The following is a 22,896-nucleotide window of genomic DNA, read 5'->3' on the forward strand; positions in this document are numbered from 1 at the left end:
CCATGCCGGAGGAGCTGGAACGCTGGCGCGAGAGAGTCCGCGACGCCGGGCTCGGCTTCGCCGACGACCCGATCACGCTGGCGCTGACCCTGGCGTTGCCCGCCCTGTTCCCCTTCCGCGACAGGCGATCGGCCGAAGCGCTGCTCACCGCGCTGCCGGGTTTCGCCGCCCGGAGGTACGACGTCCACCGCACCGCCGAAGTGCTCACGCCGGTGGAGTCGGGCCACGAACTGGTGCGCGAAGCGTTGAACGCCTACGGGGAGGCAGACAGGGGCGCCGACGTGTTGGTCGACGCACTGCGCGCCGTCGCTCCGGCCGACCGTCCGCACGCACTGGAAGCGCTGTTCCGGCTTGCCGGTACGGGAGACGTCGCCGCGCAGGCCGCCGATCTGGCTCTGTCACAGGCCTTGTCGGACGCCCCGGACGACTACCTGCCCGCACTGGCGCGGGCGTCGGCGTCGGTCACCGACACCGCACGGCTCATCGCGTTGCTGCGACAGGCCTTCCCGGTCGTGAGCGACGAGACAGCCCTCGACACCTATCTCAGCCTGCCCCGGCACGACACACGGCTGGCTTCTGCCGCCGCCGAGGTCGCGCTGGACCTCTTCACCCGCCGGGGTGAGGCCACCGAACCCGATCCGGAGCGCGAGCCCTCCGCGCTGATCGACATCGAGCTCGCCGTCCGGATGCTCGACGGCCACCGGCCGGACGACGCCGCCGCGTTCGCCCAACGTGGCGCCGAGAACGCCGGTCCACCGGAGCTGCGAGTCAGAGCGCTGGTCGTGCTGTGCCGGGCGTCCGCGGCTCTCGGCCACCACTGGTACGCCCGGCAGAAGGCGGACGAGGCCGTGGCCATCGCTCGTGGCCTGGGCCACGAGATCCTCCTCTTCGACGCGCTGCAATGCGTCGTCACGAGCAACGACGCCGTGCAAAACCATGCCAGAGCCGCCGCCGTGTCGCTCGAAGTCCTCGAACTGTCCCGCGGACTCGAACCCAGCGACCAGGCCGCCGCACTGGGCCTCGCCTGCGCGGTGCACACCGGGGAGCCCGGCCGCGCGGCCGAGTTCGCCGCCGAGTCGGTCGCGCTGCTGCGCGACCTGGCCGACCGCGACCCCGCCCGGCACCTCCCGCGCTACGTCGCCGCCCTCGACGTCCACGCGACCGCGCTGGACCGGGCGGGCCAGGACGCGTTCGACGTCGGCCAGCAGGCCCTGCTGCTGATCCAGGACCTGCACCGGCAGGACCCGGACTCGTACGGCCCTCAGTACGCCCAGGTCGTGCTGAACTTCTCGAACCGCCTGGCCGCCCGCGGTGACCACGCCAACGCGCTGGAGGGCTACCTCACCGCGACCCGCGTGCTGTACGCGCTGGTGCAGCGGTTCCCGTCCGCCTACGCCGCCATGTGCGCCACCGCCACGGGGGCGCTGGCCCTCTGCTTCGCCGAGCTGCACCGCTGGAGCGAGGCCGAGAACGCGATCCGGGGGACGATCACGCTCCAGCGCGGCTGTGTCCGCGAGTCGCAGACGTGGGTGATTCCGGACCTGCTCGGCTCACTGCAGTTCCTGAAGCTCTGTCTCAGTCGCGCCAGGCAGTTCGCGGAACTTCCGGCTCTGGAGGCGGAGGAACAGGCGCTGCAACGGCTGCACGAGCGCTACCGGACGCTCAGCGAGTCAGCTGCTCCACCTCCGCCTGACTGAGCCGCAGATGCGGTTCGATGCCGGCGGGCTCCACTTCGGAGATCACCCACCCGGGTTCGTCCTGCCACCGCCCCAGCAGCTCGGACGGCACCCAGCCGGAGTCCTGCGAGGTCTCCTCGACGCTTCCGGTGAGGCGCAGCAACGCGACTCGGCCCTGCTCGCCGCGGATCTCGAAGAAGCGGGGCTCCGCCGAGGCGATCTTGCGCGTGACGCGCTGGAGGCCGGACCTCGTGAGCGGCAGGGTGATCAGCTTCCGCGGCTTGCCCGTGCGCAGCCAGTGACCTTCGCGCAGGAACATCTCCCACCGCTCGGAGCCGTCAGCGGGGACGCGGAGGAGCGAGTACGCGTTGTCGAGGTTCGTGACCCCGCGCAGCCGCCAGAAGACGGCGAAGTAGAAGTGTCCGCCGATGGGCTGGGCGGCGCGACGGGCGTTGCGGACGCGCAGGCGCGCGGCCAGGTCGTCCCGCTCGGAGCTGTCGAGCGGCACGGAGAACTCGTGCCGGCGCTTGAGCTTCGGCACGACGTCGTACGCCGAGTCGAGGTCGAGGACGTCGGTCAGCCGGTGGAAGACCGCGTACCCGGCGGTCTCCTCCGCCCGCGCCCGGTTACGCCAGCGCACGGTGAGGCGCGCCATCGTCTCGACGACGCTCGCCATGGACGTCCGCACGGCGGTCATGCGCGGTTCGCGGGTGGCCTGGTCGAGCAGTCTCGACGGTTGTGGCTCCGGCTCACCGGTGAAGGCCAGCTCACCGAGCTCGCCGTCCGGGTCGTCCACCACCTTGGTGACCGCGGCCACCGGCAGGCCGTCCACCAGGACGACGTGGTGGGAGCAGCCGCGGTCCCACTGCGCGTCGACCAGCCGCTTGACGTACGCCGCCTCGGTGAGGCTCAGCGCGATGTACTCCTCGTGCACGTCGTGGCCGAAGTCGATGCGGTGGAGCTTGTCGCTGGGCTCCCACGTCTCGTGCCCGGCGTACTCCTCCTCGACCTGGCCCTCCGGCCGGCGGATCAACCGGTCCACAGTGGTCAGATCGAGCACACCGAGGGCCTGCTTGAACGACGCGTAGTACTTGTAGTCGGTCAGCTCCGACTCGTGCGTCCGCGCGCGGATCGTCTTGGTCATCTCGACCAGGAACCCGTTGGCGTGGCCGACGTTCACGTCACGGGCCTGCCAGTCCGGTTCGGACGGAACGCGGCTCAGCAGATCCGACGGCTCCCAGCACAGGTCGTGCGTGAAGGCCTCCTCGACGTCACCGGTCAGCCGCACGACGGCGAGCGGAAGCCGTTGCCCCTCAACGTGAACGACGACGTAGCGGACGTTCGGATCTTCTTCGCTTGCGCTGTGGTCCCCCATATCCGGGACACTCTACCGCTGCAAGAGCGTGCGCACGGCCACCGTGGCCCACGCGGCCACCAACGCGCCGTACAACACCACGGCCACCCCGGAGAACATCGCCGACGGCACCCGGACCGCGAGCGCGCTCGTGCCGGTCACCAGCGTGCCGAGCGGGAACACGAAACTCCACCACGTCAAGGCGAACGGCAGCCCGCGCCGCGCGGTCCGCACGGTGACGGCCGCCGCGAGCGCGACCCACAGCAGGGCGAACCCCCACGTGATCGTGCCGTACAACACGCCGAACGCGGTCTGGCCCGGCACCACGTGCACGCCCGCGAGCAGGTTCGCCGCGGTGATCGACTGGCCCAGCGGCCCGAGCACGATCCACAGCGTCGGCACGGTCGAGGCGGCGCCCAGGCCGTGCTGCACCAGCCGCTGCCAGATCTGCGGCACGATCACCATCGTCGCGAACAGGCTGACACCGAACAACGCGTAACAGCCGAGCACCATCGCCTGCCGCGACGAGCCTTCCGGCAGGTGCTGCGCCAGCAGGGCACCGGAGGCGGCGGACACCATCGGCGGCACCACGGGCATCAGCCACCCGGCGAACGCGCGTTCGCCGCTGCCGATCATCCGCAGCGGCACCAGCACCGACGTCGCGAGCCCGAGCACCGTGCCGATCGTCCACAGTGTCCAGTCGACGGTCAGCGCGGCGGGCAGCCCGATCCAGTCCTTCCCGAGCAGCAGCGCTCCGGTGCCGACGGTCATCAGCGCCATCGGCGGCGCACCCCAGAACTGGGCCATCACGGGGTCGGCGAGCTGCGCGCGCACCGTCCTCCACGTCCAGCGCCGTAGAGCTGCGGCCACCAGGAACGCCAGGAGCGCGGCGTCCAGCGCCCACACGTACGTGGCGGCGGTGTGCAGGCCGGGCATCGAGGCACCGGCCGTGGCGACGATCCCCGTCCCCATCACGGACGCGAAGAGGTTCGGGCCGAAAGGCGCCGCTCGTCGCACCTCTGGGGCACGGTGTGGTCGAGGTGCGAGAGCGGTCACGACATGACAATCCTCGTGCCGGGCCTGCCTCGGTAGACACCAACAGCCGATGTGGACATAGGCTGCCCCTATGCCGCTCCCGCCCAGGGTCACCGACCTGACCAGCTTCGACCTCCTGCTGAGCGTCGCCGAGCTGGGCAGCATCGGCCGGGCGGCCAAGGCGCACGGCATGTCGCAGCCCAGTGCCAGCGAGCGGCTGAGGACCCTCGAGGCCCGCGTCGGCGTGACGTTGCTGGAACGCACCTCGCGCGGCGCGCGGCTCACCACGGCGGGTCAGCTCGTGGCCGGCTGGGCAGCGCAGGTGATCGTCCGCGCGGCGGACCTCGACGCCGGCATCACCAGCCTGCGCGCGGACCGGCAGAGCCACCTCAGGATCGCCGCGAGCCTCACCGTGGCCGAGTACCTGCTGCCCGCGTGGCTGATCGCGCTGCGGTCCGTCAGCCCGGACACCGCGACCGTGCTGTCGGCGGGCAACTCGGTGCACGTCGCCGAGCAGGTGCTGGCCGGGAAGGCCGACCTGGGGTTCATCGAGAGCACCGACGTGCCGGCGGGCCTGGCCAGCCGCGTCGTCGCCACGGACGAGCTCGTCCTCGTCGTCGCACCCGCCCATCCCTGGGCCAGGCGCCGCCGGGTCGCCGCCGCGAAGGCCGCCGCGACGCCGATGGTCAGCAGGGAGTCCGGTTCGGGCACCCGGCAGGCCTGGGAGCACGCGCTGGGGATCGCGGGCATCACCGAGTCCGCGGTGCCGCTGCTGGAGATGTCGTCGACCACGGCGATCAAGGCGGCCGCGATCGGGGGCATCGGCCCGGCCGTGCTCAGCCTCCACACCGTGGCCGCGGACATCGCCGCCCGCACGCTCGTCCGCGTCGAGGTCGGCGAGGTGGACCTGCACCGCGCGTTGAGGGCGGTCTGGCCGTCCGGCCGGACACCCCGGGGACCCGCCTCCGACCTGTTGACCATCGCGACGCGTACTCTCACCCACCGTGCCGACCGGCGGTAGCAAACAGGTTCGCGCCGCGCGCAAGCGCAAGAAGCGCATGGCCCGCGTCGTCCACGACCTCACGGACGCGCAGTGGGACGCCCTCAAGACGTCGTGGGGCGGTTGCGCGTACTGCGCGGCTCCGGCCGGTTCGCTGCAGAAGGACTGCGTGCAGGCCATCTCTCGCGGCGGCCGCTACACGCTGGGCAACGTCGTGCCCGCGTGCGGATCGTGCAACGCCAGCAAGTGCAACGCCGAGGTGACGGGCTGGCTGCGGCGCAAGAAGCTCGACGAGCGCACGTTCCTGGTGCGCCACTACGAGATCTCGGCCGAGCTGACCGCCCGCTTCGCTACCCCACCAGACGCCGTCGCCACTCCAGAGGCGTGACGGTGATGGACCGCCCGGGATCGCGGTCCCACCTCGTCTGAAGGCCTGCCGCCGCCAGCGCCGCCACGACCTCGTCACCGATGGCGGTGGTGGTCTCGGCCGATCCGTCGAACCCGCCGTACAGCAGCGTCAGACCGTGGCCGGCCGCGGCGGAATCCGTGCACTGGCTGTGGAAGTAGACGAAGCCACGCGCACCCGGCACGCTCTCGCCGCCGATCTCGGCCTGGCCGCAGGTGCGGCAGCAGGTGAAGTTCTCGCGGGCCGTGATGCCGGCCTGTTCCAGCGCGGCGAACGCGCGGGTGAGGCGTTCGGGATCGGTCTCACCCCGCCACGTGGCCTGTTCCGCGACCCGCTCCAGCCACAACCGGTCGACGAGCGCCGCCGCCTGCTCCCGCGACACGGGCCGGCTGTCCTCGGTGACGAGGTACTCCTCGGCGAGCTCCGTGAGCTGGGCGCGGGAGGAGTAACCACCGGCCAGCGCCTCGCGGACGCGGTCCTCCAGCTGCGCGCGGTCGGCGTCACCGAGGTCGAGCGGCGGCACCGCGGGCGCGGGCGGCAGGCCCAGCGACGACCACGGGAGACCGCTGTCCCACCCGACGTCCTGGCGTGCCCAGCCGGTGAGCGCCGCGACGGCGCCGTCGAGCCCGGCCGTCGCCGTGAAGTGCCGGTCGGGGCCACCGTCGCGGTGCTCGACCGTGTAGTCGCCACCGTTCTCGTGCCAGATCTGGGCGAAGACACCGGGCAGGTCGGGCACCCTCTGGAGGATCAGGAACCGGTCCCCCTCGCCACCGATGCGCCGCACCAGACCGGCCAGCGCCTCGGCGGACACGCGCACGTGCCGCTCCCCGGTCTCCGTCTCCACCACGATCTCGAGCATGCGGAGACTCTAATAGCGGGCATGGGTCGTGTGTCCTGCAAGCCTCGTCCGGCGACAGTGGCGGCCGAGGGCCCTGGCGGCGGCACCGCCTCCGGGTCGCTCGCCCGCGCCTCTCACCGAACGAACTCGCAGGACACGACCTAAGCGGAGTTGCGAACGGCGTTGTACCCCTTGTACAGCGCGTCCCACGCCTTCTTGCAGCGGGCGTTGAGCTGCCCGTCCTCGCTCACCCCACCGGCCGCGAACCAGGGCTCGCACGGCCCGATCTCGGCGAGCTGGCGACGCACGTCGGAGAGCGCGGCCTGGCCCGCGGGCGGCAGCTTGGCGGCCTGCTTCTCGACCTCGTCGATCACCCCTGTCACGTCGGGCATGACGTGGCTGCAGTTGTCGGCCGGGGCGACGGGTTCGCCGCGCAGGCGGGCGGCGCAGTCCGTGAGCAGGACGCCGATCGCGTCGAGCCTGGGCTGCAGGTCTGGCAGCGGTGAGCCGGTGGCCGAGGTCACGGCCGGGGTGATCCTGGGCAGGGACGACGTCCCGGCACCGCACCCGACCAGGAGGAAAGCCAGCGCAATGGCGGAGTAGCGCATGCCGAGCAGCGTAGCGAGACGAGAAGGCCGCCAGAGCCGGGGATGCTCTGGCGGCCTTGTCGTTCACCCGATCAGGTTCACGCGCGGATGTAGGACTTCACGCCGTCCGGGAAGCCGAGGGCGGCCGTGTCCACGACGTCCTCGCTCACGACGGCGGACTTGCCCTTGCAGCCCGGCTCGGACCAGATCTTCACCGCGCCGTCCGGGGAGAGCGACTTGAAGCCGCTGCGGAAGTCGGCGCACTTGGCCTCGACCTTGACGCGGGTCGCGAAGTTGTCGCCGCTGAAGTCGTCGAAGTTCTTGCCGGAGAAGAAGGTCACCGCGTTCGCGGGCTTGGTGCCGGGAGCCGGCGGAGCGGGCTGGGCGACAGGAGCCTCGGCGGGAGCGACGGCGCGCTTGCCTTCGGGGTTGATGACGAACCACTTGTCGCCGACGTTCTGGCCCTTGATGTCACCGGCCTTCTCGTCCTTGCTGAACAGGTAGACGGGGCGGCCGCCGATCGTCACCTGGGTCGCGCCGTCCTGGCGCTTGACGAAGCCGATGTTCTCCCGCTTGATGCCGGGGAAGAAGAGCCTGGTGCCCTTGGCGACCGTGACCGGCGGCCACGTCTTCGCGCAGTCACCGTTGCAGTTGGACACTCCGCCGTTCACCGGGTCGTCGCTGAACCAGTAGACCGAGAGTCCCTTCCCGTTGACGACGGCGGGCTCCAGACCGCCGGCGTTGGCGACGCGCAGCTCGACCCACTTCTGCTTGACCTCAGGGGATGCGGTGGCCGGAGCGCGGTCGCCGGTGTTCCGGTCGGCCTTGTTGGAGTTCGCTGATCCGCGCACGAGGTCCACACCGGACTGCGGGTCGGTCTCCGCCGACGCGTCCGGCGCGTTCTGCTCCTGGGCCTGTTCCTGGGAAGGGGCAGGGGAACCGGACTGCGCGGCACCCTGACCGCAGGCCGTCAGAGCGACGACACCGACCGCGAAAAGGGCAGCAACGAGCCCAACTTGCTTGCGACGCATTGTTTTTTCTCATTCCTGAGTGGACTGTCGTCAACCTGTTCACCCCCCATCACGTACAGCCCCTCCGAACGGTTCAGCCGGGTTCGAGGTGAGAGCGCGATCACAGTCACCGCGAAGCTCACCCGGTACCGTTGGAGGCGTGAACATCAGCCTGAGCAGCGACTTCGCGGACGCGGTGCCGGAGATGGCGGTCTCGTGGGAGGCCGCCGCCGTCTCCGAACCGGAACTCCTGGCACTCAACGAGCCACTCGCGAAGGAGCTCGGCCTCGACCCCGCCTGGCTGCGCGCTGACGGTCTGCCCTTTCTCGTGAGCGGCCGCGGAGTCGCCCAGGCCTACGCCGGTCACCAGTTCGGCGGCTACTCCCCCCGGCTCGGCGACGGGCGCGCGTTGCTCCTCGGCGAACTGACCGACACCGACGGCCGGCTGCGCGACCTGCACCTGAAGGGCTCCGGCCGCACCCCGTTCGCCCGCGGCGGCGACGGGCTGGCCGCTGTCGGACCGATGCTGCGGGAGTACGTCGTCAGCGAGGCCATGCACGCCCTGGGCGTCCCCACGACCCGAGCGCTGGCCGTCGTCTCCACCGGCCACGTCGTCCAGCGCGAGGAACCGCTGGCGGGCGCCGTCCTGGCCAGGGTCGCCGCCTCGCACCTGCGCGTGGGCAGCTTCCAGTACGCCCGCAACACCGGCGACCTGGACCTGCTGCGCCGCCTCGCCGACCACGCGATCGCCCGCCACCACCCCGGCAGCACCTACCTGGAGTTCTTCTCGCACGTGGTGGCAGCCCAGGCGTCCCTGGTCGCCCAGTGGATGCTCGTCGGCTTCATCCACGGCGTGATGAACACCGACAACATGACGATCTCCGGCGAGACCATCGACTACGGCCCGTGCGCGTTCATGGAGGCCTACGACCCGACGACGAAGTACAGCTCCATCGACCATCAGGGCCGCTACGCGTACGGCAACCAGCCGATCATCGCCGAGTGGAACCTCGCCCGTCTTGCCGAAGCCCTCCTGCCGCTGTTCGCCGATGACCAGGACGAGGCCGTCTCGCTCGCTCTCCCGGCGCTGCGGACGTTCGACGCGCACTTCGAGGAGGCCTGGATCGCCGGCATGCGGGCGAAGCTCGGCGTGTCCGGTGACGTCTTGCCCCTGCTCAAGGACCTGCTCGCGTTGATGCACGAGAACCACGTCGACTTCACGTCGTTCTTCCACCTGCTCGGCAAGGCCGCCCGGGGTGACGCGGAGCCGGCCCGCTCCCTGTTCCTGGACCTCGCGGCCATCGACGCGTGGCTCGCGCGCTGGCGGCAGCTCGGGCCGGACGGCGGGGCGATGGACCGGGTCAACCCCGTCTACGTGCCGCGCAACCACCTCGTGGAGGAGGCGCTGGCAGCCGGGGCGGACGGGGACATGGGTCCGTTCGACCGGTTGCTGAAAGCGGTTACCTCCCCGTTCGGCGAACGGCCCGGCCTGGAATACTTCGCGGCTCCTGCGCCGCAGGACTTCAGTGCCACCTACCGGACCTACTGCGGGACTTGATGAAGCTGCAGCCGATCGGCCACGTCGAATCGCCCCTCACCGACCGCTCCGCCGCGCCCAGGCAGGCGGACGAGGGCGCGCCGGAGGCCTTGCTCGTGTTCGCGCCCGAGTACGCACGGGCGATGCGGGAACTGCGACCGGGCCAGGAGGTCCTGGTCCTCACCTGGCTCGACCGCGCCGACAGGTCGGTGCTGGCCGTGCACCCCCGCAGCGACCCGGACCGGCCGGAGACAGGCGTGTTCTCCACGCGGTCGCCGGACCGGCCGAACCCCATCGGACTGCACCACGTCCGGATCACGGCGGTGGACGGCCTCGGCGTGCGGGTGGCGCACCTGGAAGCCGTCGACGGCACGCCGATCGTCGACGTCAAGCCGGTGCTGGGGAGGGAACGCTGACCTGCCGGGGAAGCGGGGGGTTTGACCGGCGGGTACCCCGTCGTCATGAGCCAACCAGTACCGCCGGCCGAGCCCGTGCCGACCACGCCGGGACCCGACCAGCCGCGCCCCACCGGACCCGACCAGCCCCAGCCACCCGGACCGGACCCCGATCCCCTTCGCCCGCCCGGACCGGACCCCGACCCGCTGCCGCCGGAACCCAGGCCGATCTAGTGGTTTGAACCGTGAAAAGCCGGGTACAGGTGTCGTGGCACTGCCGGACCTCACCCTGGAGCACACCATGCTCAGTCGAGAGGAACACCAGCGGCTCGTCGACATCGAGGACCGCCTCCGCGTCTCCGACCCGGACCTGGCCCGCGCGCTGAGCGAAGGCCCCCTCGCGCAGAGGAACCTGCGTCAGCGCGCGGTCGCCGTGCTGGCAGCGCTGTCGTTCAGGAAGCGTCAGGGATCACCTGGGTGACGGCCGCGCTGCCTGACCGCGCCTGACCGCGGCGGCAGGCAGGTCACCAGACGCACGGACGGGGCCGCGGCTCTGCACCGCGACCCCGCCATCGTGCCCATCCAGACCGTGCGCTGAAGACGCTCAGGAGGAAGCCGCCTTCTGCAGCTCCTTGCGCAGCTGCTCCTTGGACATGCTCGACACGTTGTCCAGCCCCAGGTTCTTGGCCTGCAGGAGCAGTTCCTCGCGCGTGGCCTGACCCGGCATCTCGCCGAGGTGGTCGGCGCGGCTGCGCGCGAACGCCTCACCGAGCTCGTACCGGCGTTCCGCGCTGAGTCGCTTGCGCATGCCCGGCAGAACGGTCTTCTCCTCTTCCTCCACGTGGTGGGTGATGGAGTCGACGACGTCCTGCAGCGCCTTCTCGTACTGCGGCGAGTCGTAGTCGGTGTCGAGGAGCTTGGCGAGCAGCTGCTCGGCCTCGGCGTGCTCCTCCTGGCTGTGCTCGACCTCGTCCTCCCCGCCCGCGTCCTTGGCGACCGGGTAGACCTCGCCCTCCTCGGCGCGGCTGTGGGCGACGAGCAGGCCGCAGAGCACCGGGGTGAGCAGCGGCCGTTTCTCCGGGTGGTTCTTCAGCTCGTCGAACAGGCGCTCCACCTCGCGGTGGTCCTGCATGATCAGGTCGACGACGTCGTACTGCATGGTGGTTCTCCTTCAGTTCGGGTGGTTCCTCGGATAGCGCGTGGAGATGGGCGCGATGCCGCGCCGTCCGATTCGGCCGAGCGCGACGCCGAAAGCAGTGATCACGGCGATGGCGACGACCACGGCGATGACGATCGACCAGGTCAGCGTGGTGCCGAGCAGACCGGAGGCCGCGCCGGCGATCACGCCGGCGACGAGTCCGTTGACGAGGTTCACGAGGCCGGCGACTCCCAGAGCGGTGCCGATCAGCCGTGGGCGCCTGGCGTTGCGCCAGCCGGTCTGGCCGGCGTCGACCTCGACGCCCAGGGTGTCGTCGTGCAGCTGGCGGACGAACACGTCCCTTGTGGACGGTTCGAGTTCGGCGTAGACGGCCCTGATGCGGTTGATCCCCAGGCCCGCCTGGACGTCCTCGATGGTCAGTTCCACCGTGCGGAACAGGGTGGCGAGCCCGATCAGGAACAGCGCGGTGAAGACGACCAGCAGCAACGTGAGCAGCACGGTCCGCGGGACCACCTGCGCGACGAACCCGAGAGCGATCATGGACGCGGAGATCGTCGTCAGCAGGTGGCCCGCTCGTCCGGTCGCGTCGGTGATCGTCGCCGTGCGGATCATCTGCAGCGTGTTGTGCTCCATCGTGAGGATCGTGAGCGCCGACGCCTTGTCCACTTCCTGCACGTCAGCGTCCGAGCGCGTGGGCAAGTTCCTTCTTCGTCATCGTGGAACGGCCCTTCACGTTCTTCTTCTTGGCCTCGTTGTAGAGCTGTTCCTTGGTGAGGCCCTTCGGGCGGTTGGTGCCCGAGCGCCGGCCGCCGCGCTTCTGCGGCGACATGTCCTCAGTGGACGACCTGCTCGCCGTCTTCGACTCACCGGCCTGGGCCCGGTTCTTGTTCACCGTCCGCGCCGCGATCTCCTTCGCGCGCTTCGGTGAGGCGCCTCGGTCCTCGGCGGAGTCCTTGATGTGCTCGTACTGGCGTTCCCGTTTCGCGTTCGATCCCGCGGGCATCACGACCTCCTGACTCGATGCTGGTCCGCGAATACCCCCGGTCAGGACGATTCACACCCGATCGACCGGGTAGCCAGGGGCATGGCGATCTCTTCCCGACTCGACACCGCGCGCGTGCTCGCGACGGTGCTGCTGCCCACCCTCGCCAAGGGCGTCATCGTCCGCAGGCCCGGCGTCATGGCGGCCGCTGAGAAGGTGCAGTCCGACACGAGGGCCATCGACGCGATGCGGAGGCTGCGCGACCGCTACGGCCCGGAACCGGTGCGCCTGCGCATCACCGGCCGCAGCGTCGCGGTGCTGGTCGACCCCACCGACGTCGGCAGGCTGCTCGCCGGGTCGCCGGAGCCGTTCGCACTGGCCACGAAGGAGAAGAAGGCCGCCCTGAAACACTTCCAGCCGCACGGGGTGCTCATCTCCGAGGGGCCGGAACGGGATCGGCTGCGCCGGCTCAACGAACGCGCGCTGCGACCGGAGAACGTGCCGGCTGAGGCGATCGTGCGCGACGAGGCCGATCTGCTCACCCGGCACGTGATGAGCACCGGCGAGCTGACGTGGGAGGCGTTCAACCAGGCGTGGTGGCGCATCGCGCGCAGGATCGTCCTCGGCAGCGGCGCCCGCGGCGACGACCAGCTCACCGACGACCTGAAGGCGCTGCGCCAGAACGCCAACTGGGCGTTCCTGCACCCGAAGCAGCGCGACCTGCGGGAACGCTTCCAGCGCCGGCTCGACGAACACCTGGCCCGGCGCGAGGAGGGCAGTCTGGCCGCGCAGCCCGGCGACCTGTCCGGTCACGTGCCGCACTGGCTGTTCGCGTTCGACGCGGCCGGAATCGTCACGCTGCGCGCGCTGGCCATCGGGGCGCGCGGCATGAACGGCATCCTGGAGTCCGCGCGGTTGTGGCCGACGACGCCGGTGATCCTGCGCGAGAGCACGATCGCCACCCGCTGGCACGGGACGTGGCTGCCGGAGAACACCGAGTTCGTCGTGTTCACGCCGTTCTTCCACCGCGACCCGGACCGGCTGCCGTTCGCCGACCGGTACGCCCCGGAGATCTGGGACGAGCCGCGCGACCCGGCGATCGTGCCGTTCAGCGCCGGACCCGGCGAGTGCCCCGGCCGCGACCTGGTGCTGACCACCGCCGCGACGATGCTGGACACACTCTCCGAGCACCTCGCGTTGCCCGCGCTGAGCGCTCCGCTGCCGGGCACGCTGAACCACTTCGGCATCCGCATGCCGGCCCAGCCGACGGGTACTCGCGTCTCTTGACTCCCTCTCCCTCGTGAACGAGGGGGATTCCTACGGCTCGCGCTGCAGGGTTTTCTGCTTCGTCGCCGACTGCCCGCCCGGAGGGTTCCGTTGAGGTCTTACACCGGCTCCACAGACCGACGCCGCCAGCCCGGCGGCCAGGATGTTGCGTGCCGCGTTCACGTCCCGGTCATGGGTCGCGCCGCAGCCACAGGTCCAGGTGCGCAGGTGCAGCGGCATGGTCGCCGCGAGCGCGCCGCAGACCGAGCACAGCTTGGACGACGGGAACCAGCGATCCACGACGATCACGTCCCGCCCGTACCAGTCTGCTTTGTACTGCAGCAGTTGCCGGAACTGCCGCCAGCCCGCGTCAATGATCGCGCGGGCCAGGCGGTGATTGCCGACCATGTTGGACACTGCGAGGTCCTCGATCACGAGCGTTTGGTTTTCACGCACGAGCCGAGTAGTGATCTTGTGCAGGAAGTCGGTACGCCGATCAGCGATCCGAGCGTGGACACGGGCGACCTTGACGCGGGCCTTGTCCCGGTTACCGCTGCCCTTTTGCTTGCGGCACAAGGCCCGCTGCGCCTTCGCGAGCGCCGTGCGGTCGCGGCGTTCGTGCCGGGGATTGCCGATCTTCTCCCCGGTCGAGAGGACCAGGAGGTGGTCGAGGCCGACGTCGATGCCCACCACCGAATCGGTAGCAGGCAGCTGTGTCACGCTCGGGTCTTCGGTCAGCACGGACACGAACCAGCGCCCGGCCGGGTCCCGGGACACGGTCACCGTCGACGGCACCGCGCCGTCGGGCAGTGGCCGGGACCAGCGGATGTCCAGCGGCTCGGACATCTTGGCCAGCGTGAGCGCACCGTCACGCCACCGGAACGCCGACCGCGTGTACTCCGCGCTCGCACGCGACTTCTTCCGCGACTTGAACCGCGGAAACCGCGCACGCCCGGCAAAGAAGTTCGTGAACCCAGCCTGCAGATGCCGCAACGCCTGCTGCAACGGCACCGACGACACCTCGGCCAGAAACGCCAGTTCCTCGGTGCGCTTCCACACGGTCAGCAACGCCGACGTGGCCTCGTAACCGACCCGCTCCCCACGCAGCGTCCACGCCTCCGCACGGGCCTGCAACGCCAAGTTGTAGACCTTGCGGACACACCCGAACGTGCGCGACAGCTCCGCAGCCTGCGCCTCGCTTGGATGGAAGCGGTACCGGAACGCCCGCTTCACCAGCCCGTTCACCGTTCACAGATTACCCAGCCACCGCGTGTGCCCGTGCGGCTGGGTTGTGAACGCCGTATCGCCCCGGCGGCGACACGGCTGCTCCCGCCGTGCTCCGCAGAGGTCCGATTCCTCCCCGTCCTGAACGACGATGTCTCCTCGAAGGACTTCAGATGAACACACCCCGCTACGCCGTGGTGACCGGTTCGGACTCCGGCATCGGCAAGGCCGTGGCCGTCGCGCTGGCACGCGGTGGCGTCGACGTCGGCATCACGTACCACGAGGACGCCGAAGGAGCCGGGAAGACGGCTCAGGAGGTCCGCGAGGCCGGTGCGCGCTGCGCGGTGCGGCAACTGGACCTCACCGACCTGCCGGACGCGACCGGCGTCGTGGACGAGCTGGCCGCCGAACTGGGCGGCGTCGACGTCCTGGTGAACTGCGCCGGCACCGGGAGCAGCCAGAAGGCACTGGACATGCCTTTCGACACCTGGCGATCGGTGCTCTCGGTCGACCTGGACGGCGCGTTCCTGTGCTGTCAGCGCGCGGCCAGGCACATGATCGAGGCCGGACGCGGCGGACGGATCATCAACATCACGTCCGTGCACGAGCACCTGCCGCGCGTGGGCGCCGCGCCGTACTGCGCCGCGAAGGCCGGGCTCGGCGCGCTCACCGAGGTCCTCGCCCTCGAACTGTCCGAACACGGCATCACGGTCAACTCGGTGGCACCGGGCGAGATCTCGACGCCGATGACCGGGCAGGAGGACGTCGATCCCAACACCCAGGCCCGTCCGGGCGTGCCGCTCGGCAGGCCGGGCAGTGCTCACGAGGTCGCCGCCGTGGTGGCGTTCCTGGCGACCCCGGCCGCCAGCTACGTGACCGGGGCGTCGCTCGTCGTGGACGGCGGGATGTCGTTGATGGGGCCGCAGGCGAGCCAGCTCATGACCGACGAGAAGTGGAGGCAGACCTGATGCGTGCCGTGGTGCTCAACTGCACCTTGAAGAAGTCACCGGAGCAGTCCAACACCGACCTGCTCGCCCAGGTGGTGATCGACGAGCTGACCAAGAAGGACGTCGAGGTCACCTCGTTCCGGCTGGCCGACCACGAGATCCCGCCCGGCGTCGTGACCGACCTCGGCGGCGGCGACGAGTGGCCGAACGTCCACCGACTGCTGCTCGACGCCGAGATCCTGGTGTTCGCGACCCCGACGTGGGTCGGCCGTCCGTCGTCGCTCGCGCAACGGGCGCTGGAACGGATGGACGCCATGATCTCCGAGACCGACGACCAGGACCGGCCGGTGGCCTACAACCGGGTCGCGGGGGTCGTGGTGACCGGCAACGAGGACGGCGCGCACCACGTGATCAGCGAGATCTGCGGCGGTCTCGGCGACATCGGCTACACGATCCCCGGCCAGGCGTGGACGTACTGGAACCGAGGTCCCGGCCCCGGTCCCAGCTACGCCGACACCGACGAGGGTCACGAGTGGTCGGAGAACACCGCCCGCACGATGGCCGCCAACCTGCACGCCGTCGCCCTGGCCCTGGCGGAACGCCCGATCCCGGCCTGAGCCAGCGCCACGACCGCGCCGATCGCCAAGCCGCCCAGGACGTCCGTGGGCCAGTGCACACGGGTCCTGAGGCGGCTGTAGGCGACCAGCAACACCACCGGTGTCACGAAGAAGGCGGCATCGCGGTCCGCCAGCGCGGTGGCGGTGCCGAACGCGGCCGCCGTCACCGCGTGCTTGGACGGGAACGACGACGAGTCCGGGTGTTCCGGCAACGCCTGCCGTGCCGGCATGGTCGCGACCTGGGGCCGGCGCCGGTGCACGATCACGCTCACCAGGTGCCCCAGCGGCATGGCGACCACGGCCGCGGTGAGCGCGCGCTTCGCGGTCTTCCTCTTGCCGCACAACGCGAGCAGCCCGGCGACGGGCAGCCACAGGAGGCCACCCCGCGCGGTCAGGCTGGCGGCGATGATGATCGGGTGCGGACGTCTGGTGGGCAACGCCTCGCTGTTGTGCAGCGAGTCCTCGTCGAGTTCCTCCAATTCGTCCTCACCTGTCATGTGGCTCATCTACCCAGAACCGGGCTGGCCGGAACCTCCCGCCCCTGCCCCAGCCCCAGCACGATCGCCTTGAGCGCCTCCTGCGCGTCGAACTCCGGCTTCCAGCCGAGCTCCGTCCTGGCGCGCGAAGCGTCCAGCAGCGGGGACTTCAGGGCCAGGTCGACCCATCCCGGCGGAGTGGGTTGCAGGTGCAGCCTCCAGGTGACGTTCGCCAGTGACCGCATCAGCTTCGGGGGAACGGTGACGTGCCGGCCCCCGAGCACCTCGGCCAGCGCCCGGGGAGTGATGACGGGGTCCGCCACGAGGTTGATCCCGCCGTGCAGCCGCTGGTTCAGGATCCGCGCGACTGCGTCGGCGACGTCGTCCGCGTGCACGAACTGCAGCACCAGGTCGCGCGGAATCGGCAGGACGGGAATCCGGTGCCGGAACACGGCTCTGGGCACCAGGCTGCCGAGGAAGTAGTCGCGGATCTCGGATCCGGCATCGGACTGCAGGATCAGGCCGGGCCGCGGCCGGGAGATGAGCAGGTCGGACTCGAACTTGTTCAGCATGTGCTCCACGGCGGCCTTGTGCCTGCTGTAGAAGGACGTCCTCACGCCGTCGACGGGCCACGACTCGTCGACGCGACGGTCCTTGCTGCCGGGTGAGTACGCGCCGACCGACGACATGTGGACCAGGTGCGGCACACCGGCCTTCACCGCCGCGCCGAAGACCTGGGCGGATCCGGCCACGTTCGTCCGGTACAGCTGCCGTTCGTCCCGCGAGGGCTGGATGAGCCAGGCCAGGTGCACGACGGCGTCGGCCTGCTCGAACGCGGTGCGCAGCACCTCCTCGGCGCCGGCACGGCCGATCTCGACGGGCGTCCAGGGCACGCCGCGGTAGGGCGGCGCGTCGGCGGGCGGGCGCCGCGAGATGCCGTGCACCTCGACGTCCGGTTCCTCGGCCAGCCTGCGCAAGAGCGCCGTTCCCACGTTGCCACTCGCTCCGGTGACGACGATCTTGCGTGCGGGCATGGTTCCTCCGGGTGTCGGCCTGTGGTGCCGGATACCCGTTCAGGTGATGTGGAGAACCGCCTGCAGGACAATGTTCGTGACAAAGGGCAAAGCCCTCCGCGCGACGCGGGCGCACCCGTGCCGAGGGGGCCGGTTCACCCTTCAAGACGTGAGACGAGCACCCCTCCGTGCTTGACGAACGTCTCGGGCAACCACGGCTGGTAGATCCTGCGGCCGTTCCACCGCGTCTCCTGCACGTGGACGCCCGGTGTGCCGGTGGCGAGGACCGTGATGTTCTTCGCGGTGATCCGGGCCTTCGGGAACATCGGGCTGGAGACGTGCAGCTCGGCGCTGCTCGGCGTGCGCGGGTACAGGCCGAGCGCGGCGAAGACGTACCAGGCCGACATGGTGCCGAGGTCGTCGTTGCCGGGCAGGCCGGACGGGCCGGTGCGGTAGACCAGCCTCGCCATCGCCCGCACCGTCTCCTGCGTCCTGCGCGGCTGCCCGAGCTCGTTGTAGATCCACGGCGTGTGGATGCCCGGCTCGTTCGTCGGGTCGTACCGCAGCGCGTCACCGCCCGTCGCCCACGAGCCGTCCGCGCGCTTGAAGAACCCGTCGAGCCTGGAGACCGCGACGTCCTTGCCGCCCATGGCCTCGGCCAGGCCTTGGACGTCGTGCGGCACCATCCACGTGTAGGTGGCGCTGCTGCCCTGCGCGAAGCCCTGGTCGGAGGCCGGGTTGAACGGCGTCACCCAGGTGCCGTCGGCCTTGCGGGCCTGCTGGTGGCCGGTGGCGGGGTTGAAGGTGTTGCGCCACCAGCCCGCGCGCTTCTCCATCTCCGCGCTGGGGCGGCCGAGCCTGCGGCCCAGGTCGGCGAGCGCCTGGTCGGCGACGGAGTCCTCGAGTGTCTCGGCGGCGCCTCCCCAGCAGTGGCAGGTGTCGTGCGGGGCGTAGCCGAGCCGCATGTACTCGGCGAGATTTGGGCGCTGGCCCTCGCACTGACCGGGACAGCCCTTGTCGGACAGCCCGTCCGGGTGCGGGACGGTCGCTTGCCGCAGCAGTGAGTCGTAGGCCGCCCGCACGTCGAAGTCCCTGGCGCCCATGGCGTACATGCCCGCGATCGCCGGGGCGGACGGGTCGCCGGTCATGACGTGCGTCGGGCCGGTGATGTGGACCCAGCGGTCCCACACGCCGCCGTTCTCGCGCGAAGTCCGCAGCAACGACTGGGCGTACCCGCTCGCGACGTCCGGTGCGAGCAGGGCCAGCAGCTGGGTCTGGGCGCGGTACTGGTCCCAGCCGGAGAAGTTGCCGTACCGCACCTCGCGGCCCACGTCGCTGATCACGTTGGGCTGCAGGAAGGTGTGGTAGAGCGCGGTGTAGAAGATCGTCCGCTCGTCCGCGGTGCCGCCGTCGATCTCGACCGCGCGCAACTGCTTCGCCCAGGCCTTCTTCGCCTCCTTCGCCACGTCCGCGACGGTCGCGCGCTTCGGGATCTCCGCCGCGAGGTTGCGCTTGGCCGCGTCGAGGCTGGTGTAGGAGATGCCGACGCGCATCCTCACCTCTTTGTCCGCGAAGGACACATAACCGCCGGATCCCTTGCCGGCGCGTGCACTTCCGGTCAGGTAACCCTCGCCGCCACTCGCGGTGGTGCTGCCGGGCCTGAGTTCACCGTTCACCCAGGTGCCGTGAGCCGAGATCGGGCGGTCGAAAGACGCCGTGAAGTGCAGGCGGTAGTAGGTTTTCTGGTTGTTCGTGCCGCCGTTCGCGCGCCGGCCGCAGAACGCGCCGGTGAGCACCGAACCCGAGACCGAGCCGGTCGCCGGGTCGATCGTGATGTCGGCGTCCTCGCTGCCGTTGAGCGAGTTCGAGGTGCGGAACAGCAGCGAACCGTTGACGGGGAAGGTGAACTCTCCGATGCCCGCGCGGGTCGTCACGGAGAGGTCCGCCGTGGCACCGGACTTCAGGCCCACCCGGTAGCGGCCCGCCTCGGCCTTCTCGTCGGCGTGGGAGAAGTCGCTCGCGAAGATCTGGTCCTTGGTGTCCGCGGTCGGCGACGAGGTGATCTCACCGACGTGCGGCATGATCGGGATGTCCCCGGCGGCACCGGGGTGGCAGCCCGCGCCGTTGACGTGCGTGAGGCTGAACCCGCGCACCCTCGTCGCGTCGTACGCGTAACCGTTGGCGGCGCCCGTGTTCGTCTGGTCGCCCCGGGTCGACGTCGGGCTCCACGAGATCATCCCGAACGGCCGGACGGCGCCCGGATAGGTGTTGCCGCCGCCCGCCGAGCCGATCAGCGGGTCGACGTAGCGGGTGTCGTCTCTCACCGCCGCACTCGCGGGAGTCGCCAGCGCGGCGGTGAGGACAGTGACCAGGAAGACCGGGAGCGCTCTCACGTCCCGGGACGATAACCGGATTTCAGTAAACGCAGGGTGGCCGGTAGCCGTCGATCTCCAGGCTCTGGAACTCGAGGTCGTTCTTCGTGTTGCCGACGAACACCAGGCCACGGGCGTCGTCGAGCGCGTCGGCGAGCGGGTAGGACGGCTTGCCGAGCGCGGGCAGGTATGTCCAGTTCTTTGTCTTGAAACTGAAGAACCGCTTCACGAGCTTGCCGCCGGTGGACGGCACCCTGGTGACCCACTTGTCGCCACCGCTCCAGAACGACGCGGGCCGCAGCTGGACGTAGAGGTCGTTGGTGGCGCGGTAGGTCATCCAGAAACCCGCCGACTCGGACAGGTCCGCCTCTGCCTCGAACTTGTTGCCGAGCCAGACGACCATCACCGCCCAGTCGTCGGCCAGAAACTTGATCTTCGCCGTGTGCCCGTGCCGTCCTCTGGGCACGAGGATGCTGCCGGTCGCGGGCTCGGTGGCACCTTCACCACTGGCGATCCACTGCTGCAACCGGTCGATGGACGGGGTGGCGCACTCGCGGCCGTGCGAGGCGTTCGCCACCGCCGTCGAGCTGAGCGTGAACAGCACCGCGCACGCGATCACCGCGACGCGGCCGAACGTCGATTTCAAGCGCATCTGGCGGACCGTAGCGGAGATTGGTTTAAACCATTTCTGTTCACCGTTGACAGGGTCTCACTCGGGCTACCTGGACAGCGGATTGTGAGGGCCCCGCACGAGGGACACAGTGAGCCTCGTGCAGCCCGCCAGATGCATCGCATCCATAGGTGTCGTAACGGTTTTCGCCCTCCAACTGACCACTCCGGCCCTGGCGTCGGCCGACTGCTCCCCCGCGGTCGACGAGCGGTCGTTCGCCACAGCTCCCCAGCTTCGCGCTCTCAACGCCACCGTCGCCGGGTTCGGCGTCCGTGCGACCGGCAGCCCTGCCCACGACCGCCTGATCTCCTGGCTGGAACACCGCGTGGACCGGCTGCCGGGGGTGTCCGTGCGGTCCGAGCACTTCGCGATCCAGCGCTGGCAACCAGGTCCCGGTCTGCTGTTCGCGGACGGCGTCGTACCGGTCGCCGGCGCGATCCCCTACTCCGATCCCGGCCTGCGTTCCGGCGAACTGGTCCGCCTGCCCACCGGCACCCCGATCACCGCCGCGAACGCCGGCGGCAGGGTCGTCCTGCGCGACTTCCCCGCCCTCGACCGCGGCTACCTCGCCGAACCGCTGCTGGACCGGGACATGGTCGATGCGGGCAAGGCCGGCGCCGCCGGGGTCGTCGTCGCCTTCCCGTTCCCGCACGAGCAGGTGAAGGGCTACTGGGACCCGCACCTCGGCACCCACTACCGCGTGCCGGGCGTGTTCGTCGGCTCCGACGCGGCCGCGAGGCTCGTGCCGGGCACCCGGACGACCATCGGCGTCCTCGCCGCGCGCGCCCCGGCCGTCACGCGCTCGCTGGTCGCGACACTGCCCGGCCTGAGCAGCGAACGGATCGTCCTCGACACCAACACCGACGGCGTGGGGTGGGTGCAGGAGAACGGAACCGTCGCGCTGCTGGCGCTGGCAGAGCACTTCGCGCGCCTGCCGTTGCGCTGCCGGCCGCGCACCCTCGAGTTCGTCTTCGCGACGGGCCACCTGCACCGCCCGGCGGAGGGCAGCGAGTTCCGCGCCCGCGCGCTCGACGCCGAGTACGACTCGGGTTCCGTCGCGTTCGCGTTCGTGCTGGAACACCTCGGGACGCGGGAGTTCCTGCCTCGCGACGGCTCACTCCAGCCGACGGGACTGGCCGAGCCGTCCGGCTGGTTCGCGGGCAGCCCGGTGCTGGCGCGGACCGCGACCACGGCGCTGGCCGGACGTTCGGTCGAGCGCACCTTCGTCCTGCCGGGCAGTGATCCGCCGGTACCGGGCCGGGTGCCGCCGCAGTGCTCGTTCGGCGGCATCGGCACGCACTTCCACTCGCACCTGATCCCGACGATGGCGATGATCTCCGGGCCGTGGACGCTCTGGGCGCCCTCGTTCGGCGCTTTGGCCGTCGACCACGAACGCATGCGGCGCCAGGTGCTGGCCGCGGGTGACGCGATCACGGCGCTGGCCCCGTTGCCGCGAGCGCAGATCGCCGGGCCGTACCTCGGCCTGCGGCAGGCGCGGGCGGCCGGTGCGCCGACCTGTTCCCACGACCTGCCGCCGGAGTGGGCGCCTAGATCCTGATCAACGCCTGGACGGCGAGGTGGTCGGACGGGTACTGGCCGTTCAGCTGGAAGGCGTTCATCGCGGCGGCCTCGACCGTGGCGCCGCGGGTGAGGATCCAGTCGATGCGCGGGCCGTCCGGGACGAGCGGGCCGTACCCGTGGAACGTCCCGTACGCCGGGGTCGTCCGCGGGCCCGCGAGCCACGAGTCGGCCAGTCCGGACGTCAGGGTGGTGTAGGCCGGTGAGCCGGGGACGTCGTTGAAGTCACCGGTGAGCACGACCGGCAGCGTCTGGGCCTGGAGGCGGTCGCGGACGAACTCCGCGCTGCACAGGCGGGAATGCGCCGACTCGTGGTCGAAGTGCGTGTTGACGGCCACGAACTGCTTGCCGGTCAGGCGGTCCGCGAACCGGACCCACGTGACCATGCGGATCACGTTGTTGCCCCACGACCGGGAACCCACGACGTCCGGGGTGGCGGACAGCCAGTGGTGGTCGAACTCCAGCGGTCGCAGGCGGAGCGTGTCGAAGAAGATCGCCATGAACTCGTCGTGGCTGCCGCCCGCGCGGCCGAGGCCGATCCAGTCGTAGTGGTCCGGCAGATCGTGCGCGATGTCGTTCAACTGTCCGTACAGGCCTTCTTGCGTGCCGAGCAGGGCCGGCCGTTCCTTGAGCAGGAACTGGGCCATGACCAGGCGTCTGGCGGCCCACGAGTTCGGCTCGGCGGCCGAGGCGTACCGGAGGTTGAACGACATGACGCTCAATGGGTCCACTCGGCCGATCATGGCACAGGCCC

Annotated in this window: 25 protein-coding genes; 11 read left to right on the forward strand and 14 right to left on the reverse strand. The window is 70.5% G+C overall.

Features of this window, described 5'->3' with window-relative positions; genetic code table 11:
* Positions 1-2: 2 nt before the first annotated feature.
* Complete coding sequence (locus tag SK571_RS11270) at positions 3-1,697, forward strand: hypothetical protein (RefSeq protein ID WP_319983979.1); 1,695 nt, start codon at positions 3-5, stop codon at positions 1,695-1,697.
* Here the strand turns inward: SK571_RS11270 and SK571_RS11275 are convergent.
* Entirely contained in the window at positions 1,663-3,051 is a 1,389-nt protein-coding gene (locus tag SK571_RS11275) for a hypothetical protein (RefSeq protein WP_319983980.1), read from the reverse strand. The genes SK571_RS11270 and SK571_RS11275 overlap by 35 nt on opposite strands.
* Positions 3,052-3,063: 12 nt before the next feature.
* Positions 3,064-4,179 carry a TDT family transporter gene (locus tag SK571_RS11280; RefSeq protein WP_406601964.1) on the reverse strand — a complete coding sequence of 372 codons (1,116 nt, stop codon included), beginning with the start codon at positions 4,177-4,179 and terminating at the stop codon, positions 3,064-3,066.
* On the opposite strand from SK571_RS11280, the gene SK571_RS11285 reads away from it, so the two are divergent.
* Positions 4,157-5,086, forward strand: a complete 930-nt coding sequence (locus SK571_RS11285; protein ID WP_319983982.1) for a LysR family transcriptional regulator — start codon at positions 4,157-4,159, stop codon at positions 5,084-5,086. The two genes, SK571_RS11280 and SK571_RS11285, sit on opposite strands and share 23 nt — an antisense overlap.
* On the forward strand, positions 5,070-5,453 hold the full coding sequence (locus SK571_RS11290) for an HNH endonuclease (RefSeq protein ID WP_319983983.1): 384 nt from the start codon (positions 5,070-5,072) through the stop codon (positions 5,451-5,453). The genes SK571_RS11285 and SK571_RS11290 overlap by 17 nt, the downstream gene beginning before the upstream one ends.
* On the opposite strand, the gene SK571_RS11295 is transcribed toward SK571_RS11290, so the two are convergent.
* The 3 genes from SK571_RS11295 to SK571_RS11305 all read right to left on the reverse strand — a co-directional run bounded on the left by SK571_RS11295 (position 5,416) and on the right by SK571_RS11305 (position 7,927).
* Positions 5,416-6,330 carry a DUF6891 domain-containing protein gene (locus SK571_RS11295; RefSeq protein WP_319983984.1) on the reverse strand — a complete coding sequence of 305 codons (915 nt, stop codon included), beginning with the start codon at positions 6,328-6,330 and terminating at the stop codon, positions 5,416-5,418. The two genes, SK571_RS11290 and SK571_RS11295, sit on opposite strands and share 38 nt — an antisense overlap.
* Positions 6,331-6,470: 140 nt before the next feature.
* Positions 6,471-6,917, reverse strand: coding sequence for a hypothetical protein (locus tag SK571_RS11300; RefSeq protein ID WP_319983985.1), 447 nt, complete (start codon positions 6,915-6,917; stop codon positions 6,471-6,473).
* A gap of 77 nt (positions 6,918-6,994) precedes the next feature.
* On the reverse strand, positions 6,995-7,927 hold the full coding sequence (locus SK571_RS11305; RefSeq protein WP_319983986.1) for a COG4315 family predicted lipoprotein: 933 nt from the start codon (positions 7,925-7,927) through the stop codon (positions 6,995-6,997).
* A 139-nt stretch (positions 7,928-8,066) separates the two neighbouring features.
* Between SK571_RS11305 and SK571_RS11310 the strand changes: the two genes are divergently transcribed.
* Genes SK571_RS11310 through SK571_RS11325 form a run of 4 tightly spaced genes read left to right on the forward strand, consistent with a single transcriptional unit; the run spans position 8,067 to position 10,319 of the window.
* A complete protein-coding gene (locus SK571_RS11310) occupies positions 8,067-9,464 on the forward strand; it encodes a protein adenylyltransferase SelO (RefSeq protein WP_319983987.1) in 1,398 nt (465 codons plus the stop codon).
* Entirely contained in the window at positions 9,464-9,859 is a 396-nt protein-coding gene (tsaA, locus tag SK571_RS11315) for a tRNA (N6-threonylcarbamoyladenosine(37)-N6)-methyltransferase TrmO (RefSeq protein ID WP_319983988.1), read from the forward strand. The genes SK571_RS11310 and tsaA overlap by 1 nt, the downstream gene beginning before the upstream one ends.
* 45 nt (positions 9,860-9,904) lie before the next feature.
* The gene (locus SK571_RS11320) at positions 9,905-10,072 is read left to right on the forward strand and encodes a hypothetical protein (protein ID WP_319983989.1); all 168 of its coding nucleotides are present in this window, start codon (positions 9,905-9,907) and stop codon (positions 10,070-10,072) included.
* Positions 10,073-10,106: 34 nt separating this feature from the next.
* Entirely contained in the window at positions 10,107-10,319 is a 213-nt protein-coding gene (locus tag SK571_RS11325; RefSeq protein ID WP_319983990.1) for a DUF3040 domain-containing protein, read from the forward strand.
* 123 nt (positions 10,320-10,442) lie between these two features.
* Here SK571_RS11325 and SK571_RS11330 read toward each other — a convergent pair whose 3' ends face one another.
* From SK571_RS11330 to SK571_RS11340, 3 genes are read right to left on the reverse strand one after another with little or no spacing between them, the layout of a single operon-like run.
* A complete protein-coding gene (locus tag SK571_RS11330) occupies positions 10,443-10,997 on the reverse strand; it encodes a hemerythrin domain-containing protein (protein WP_319983991.1) in 555 nt (184 codons plus the stop codon).
* Between the two features lie 12 nt (positions 10,998-11,009).
* Complete coding sequence (locus SK571_RS11335; RefSeq protein WP_319983992.1) at positions 11,010-11,696, reverse strand: hypothetical protein; 687 nt, start codon at positions 11,694-11,696, stop codon at positions 11,010-11,012.
* The gene (locus SK571_RS11340) at positions 11,674-12,000 is read right to left on the reverse strand and encodes a plasmid stabilization protein (protein WP_319983993.1); all 327 of its coding nucleotides are present in this window, start codon (positions 11,998-12,000) and stop codon (positions 11,674-11,676) included. The genes SK571_RS11335 and SK571_RS11340 overlap by 23 nt, the downstream gene beginning before the upstream one ends.
* 81 nt (positions 12,001-12,081) lie before the next feature.
* Here SK571_RS11340 and SK571_RS11345 point away from each other — a divergent pair, with 81 nt between their 5' ends.
* Positions 12,082-13,266 (forward strand): cytochrome P450, encoded by a 1,185-nt coding sequence (locus tag SK571_RS11345; protein ID WP_319983994.1) that lies wholly within the window; start codon positions 12,082-12,084, stop codon positions 13,264-13,266.
* Positions 13,267-13,296: 30 nt separating this feature from the next.
* Here SK571_RS11345 and SK571_RS11350 read toward each other — a convergent pair whose 3' ends face one another.
* Positions 13,297-14,490: an RNA-guided endonuclease InsQ/TnpB family protein gene (locus SK571_RS11350; RefSeq protein WP_319983995.1), complete on the reverse strand. Its 1,194-nt coding sequence runs from the start codon at positions 14,488-14,490 to the stop codon at positions 13,297-13,299.
* Positions 14,491-14,642: 152 nt separating this feature from the next.
* Between SK571_RS11350 and SK571_RS11355 the strand changes: the two genes are divergently transcribed.
* Entirely contained in the window at positions 14,643-15,437 is a 795-nt protein-coding gene (locus SK571_RS11355) for an SDR family oxidoreductase (RefSeq protein WP_319983996.1), read from the forward strand.
* On the forward strand, positions 15,437-16,033 hold the full coding sequence (locus tag SK571_RS11360; protein WP_319983997.1) for a flavodoxin family protein: 597 nt from the start codon (positions 15,437-15,439) through the stop codon (positions 16,031-16,033). Before SK571_RS11355 ends, SK571_RS11360 begins: the two co-directional genes overlap by 1 nt.
* On the opposite strand, the gene SK571_RS11365 is transcribed toward SK571_RS11360, so the two are convergent.
* From SK571_RS11365 to SK571_RS11380, 4 genes are all read right to left on the reverse strand, one after another.
* Positions 15,943-16,530 carry a phosphatase PAP2 family protein gene (locus SK571_RS11365; protein WP_319983998.1) on the reverse strand — a complete coding sequence of 196 codons (588 nt, stop codon included), beginning with the start codon at positions 16,528-16,530 and terminating at the stop codon, positions 15,943-15,945. The two genes, SK571_RS11360 and SK571_RS11365, sit on opposite strands and share 91 nt — an antisense overlap.
* 5 nt (positions 16,531-16,535) lie before the next feature.
* Positions 16,536-17,543: an NAD-dependent epimerase/dehydratase family protein gene (locus tag SK571_RS11370; protein ID WP_319983999.1), complete on the reverse strand. Its 1,008-nt coding sequence runs from the start codon at positions 17,541-17,543 to the stop codon at positions 16,536-16,538.
* Between the two features lie 134 nt (positions 17,544-17,677).
* Complete coding sequence (locus SK571_RS11375; protein WP_319984000.1) at positions 17,678-19,915, reverse strand: GH92 family glycosyl hydrolase; 2,238 nt, start codon at positions 19,913-19,915, stop codon at positions 17,678-17,680.
* 22 nt (positions 19,916-19,937) lie between these two features.
* Positions 19,938-20,546 carry a hypothetical protein gene (locus SK571_RS11380; protein WP_319984001.1) on the reverse strand — a complete coding sequence of 203 codons (609 nt, stop codon included), beginning with the start codon at positions 20,544-20,546 and terminating at the stop codon, positions 19,938-19,940.
* A 118-nt stretch (positions 20,547-20,664) separates the two neighbouring features.
* Between SK571_RS11380 and SK571_RS11385 the strand changes: the two genes are divergently transcribed.
* Complete coding sequence (locus SK571_RS11385) at positions 20,665-22,122, forward strand: hypothetical protein (RefSeq protein ID WP_319984002.1); 1,458 nt, start codon at positions 20,665-20,667, stop codon at positions 22,120-22,122.
* Here SK571_RS11385 and SK571_RS11390 read toward each other — a convergent pair.
* The gene (locus SK571_RS11390; protein ID WP_319984003.1) at positions 22,112-22,873 is read right to left on the reverse strand and encodes an endonuclease/exonuclease/phosphatase family protein; all 762 of its coding nucleotides are present in this window, start codon (positions 22,871-22,873) and stop codon (positions 22,112-22,114) included. The genes SK571_RS11385 and SK571_RS11390 overlap by 11 nt on opposite strands.
* Positions 22,874-22,896: the final 23 nt, after the last annotated feature.

Origin of the sequence: Lentzea kristufekii (assembly GCF_033949925.1) — a bacterium.
GTDB classification, from domain to species: domain Bacteria; phylum Actinomycetota; class Actinomycetes; order Mycobacteriales; family Pseudonocardiaceae; genus Lentzea; species Lentzea kristufekii.

Bases quoted from the DNA above. Each gene is read 5' to 3' on its own strand.
- tsaA (WP_319983988.1), top strand. From the start codon at position 9,464: ATGAAGCTGCAGCCGATCGGCCACGTCGAATCGCCCCTCACCGACCGC.
- SK571_RS11275 (WP_319983980.1), bottom strand. From the start codon at position 3,051: ATGGGGGACCACAGCGCAAGCGAAGAAGATCCGAACGTCCGCTACGTC.
- SK571_RS11300 (WP_319983985.1), bottom strand. From the start codon at position 6,917: ATGCGCTACTCCGCCATTGCGCTGGCTTTCCTCCTGGTCGGGTGCGGT.
- SK571_RS11340 (WP_319983993.1), bottom strand. From the start codon at position 12,000: ATGCCCGCGGGATCGAACGCGAAACGGGAACGCCAGTACGAGCACATC.
- SK571_RS11380 (WP_319984001.1), bottom strand. From the start codon at position 20,546: ATGCGCTTGAAATCGACGTTCGGCCGCGTCGCGGTGATCGCGTGCGCG.
- SK571_RS11270 (WP_319983979.1), top strand. From the start codon at position 3: ATGCCGGAGGAGCTGGAACGCTGGCGCGAGAGAGTCCGCGACGCCGGG.
- SK571_RS11295 (WP_319983984.1), bottom strand. From the start codon at position 6,330: ATGCTCGAGATCGTGGTGGAGACGGAGACCGGGGAGCGGCACGTGCGC.
- SK571_RS11345 (WP_319983994.1), top strand. From the start codon at position 12,082: ATGGCGATCTCTTCCCGACTCGACACCGCGCGCGTGCTCGCGACGGTG.
- SK571_RS11330 (WP_319983991.1), bottom strand. From the start codon at position 10,997: ATGCAGTACGACGTCGTCGACCTGATCATGCAGGACCACCGCGAGGTG.
- SK571_RS11355 (WP_319983996.1), top strand. From the start codon at position 14,643: ATGAACACACCCCGCTACGCCGTGGTGACCGGTTCGGACTCCGGCATC.
- SK571_RS11320 (WP_319983989.1), top strand. From the start codon at position 9,905: ATGAGCCAACCAGTACCGCCGGCCGAGCCCGTGCCGACCACGCCGGGA.
- SK571_RS11305 (WP_319983986.1), bottom strand. From the start codon at position 7,927: ATGCGTCGCAAGCAAGTTGGGCTCGTTGCTGCCCTTTTCGCGGTCGGT.
- SK571_RS11370 (WP_319983999.1), bottom strand. From the start codon at position 17,543: ATGCCCGCACGCAAGATCGTCGTCACCGGAGCGAGTGGCAACGTGGGA.
- SK571_RS11285 (WP_319983982.1), top strand. From the start codon at position 4,157: ATGCCGCTCCCGCCCAGGGTCACCGACCTGACCAGCTTCGACCTCCTG.
- SK571_RS11360 (WP_319983997.1), top strand. From the start codon at position 15,437: ATGCGTGCCGTGGTGCTCAACTGCACCTTGAAGAAGTCACCGGAGCAG.
- SK571_RS11365 (WP_319983998.1), bottom strand. From the start codon at position 16,530: ATGACAGGTGAGGACGAATTGGAGGAACTCGACGAGGACTCGCTGCAC.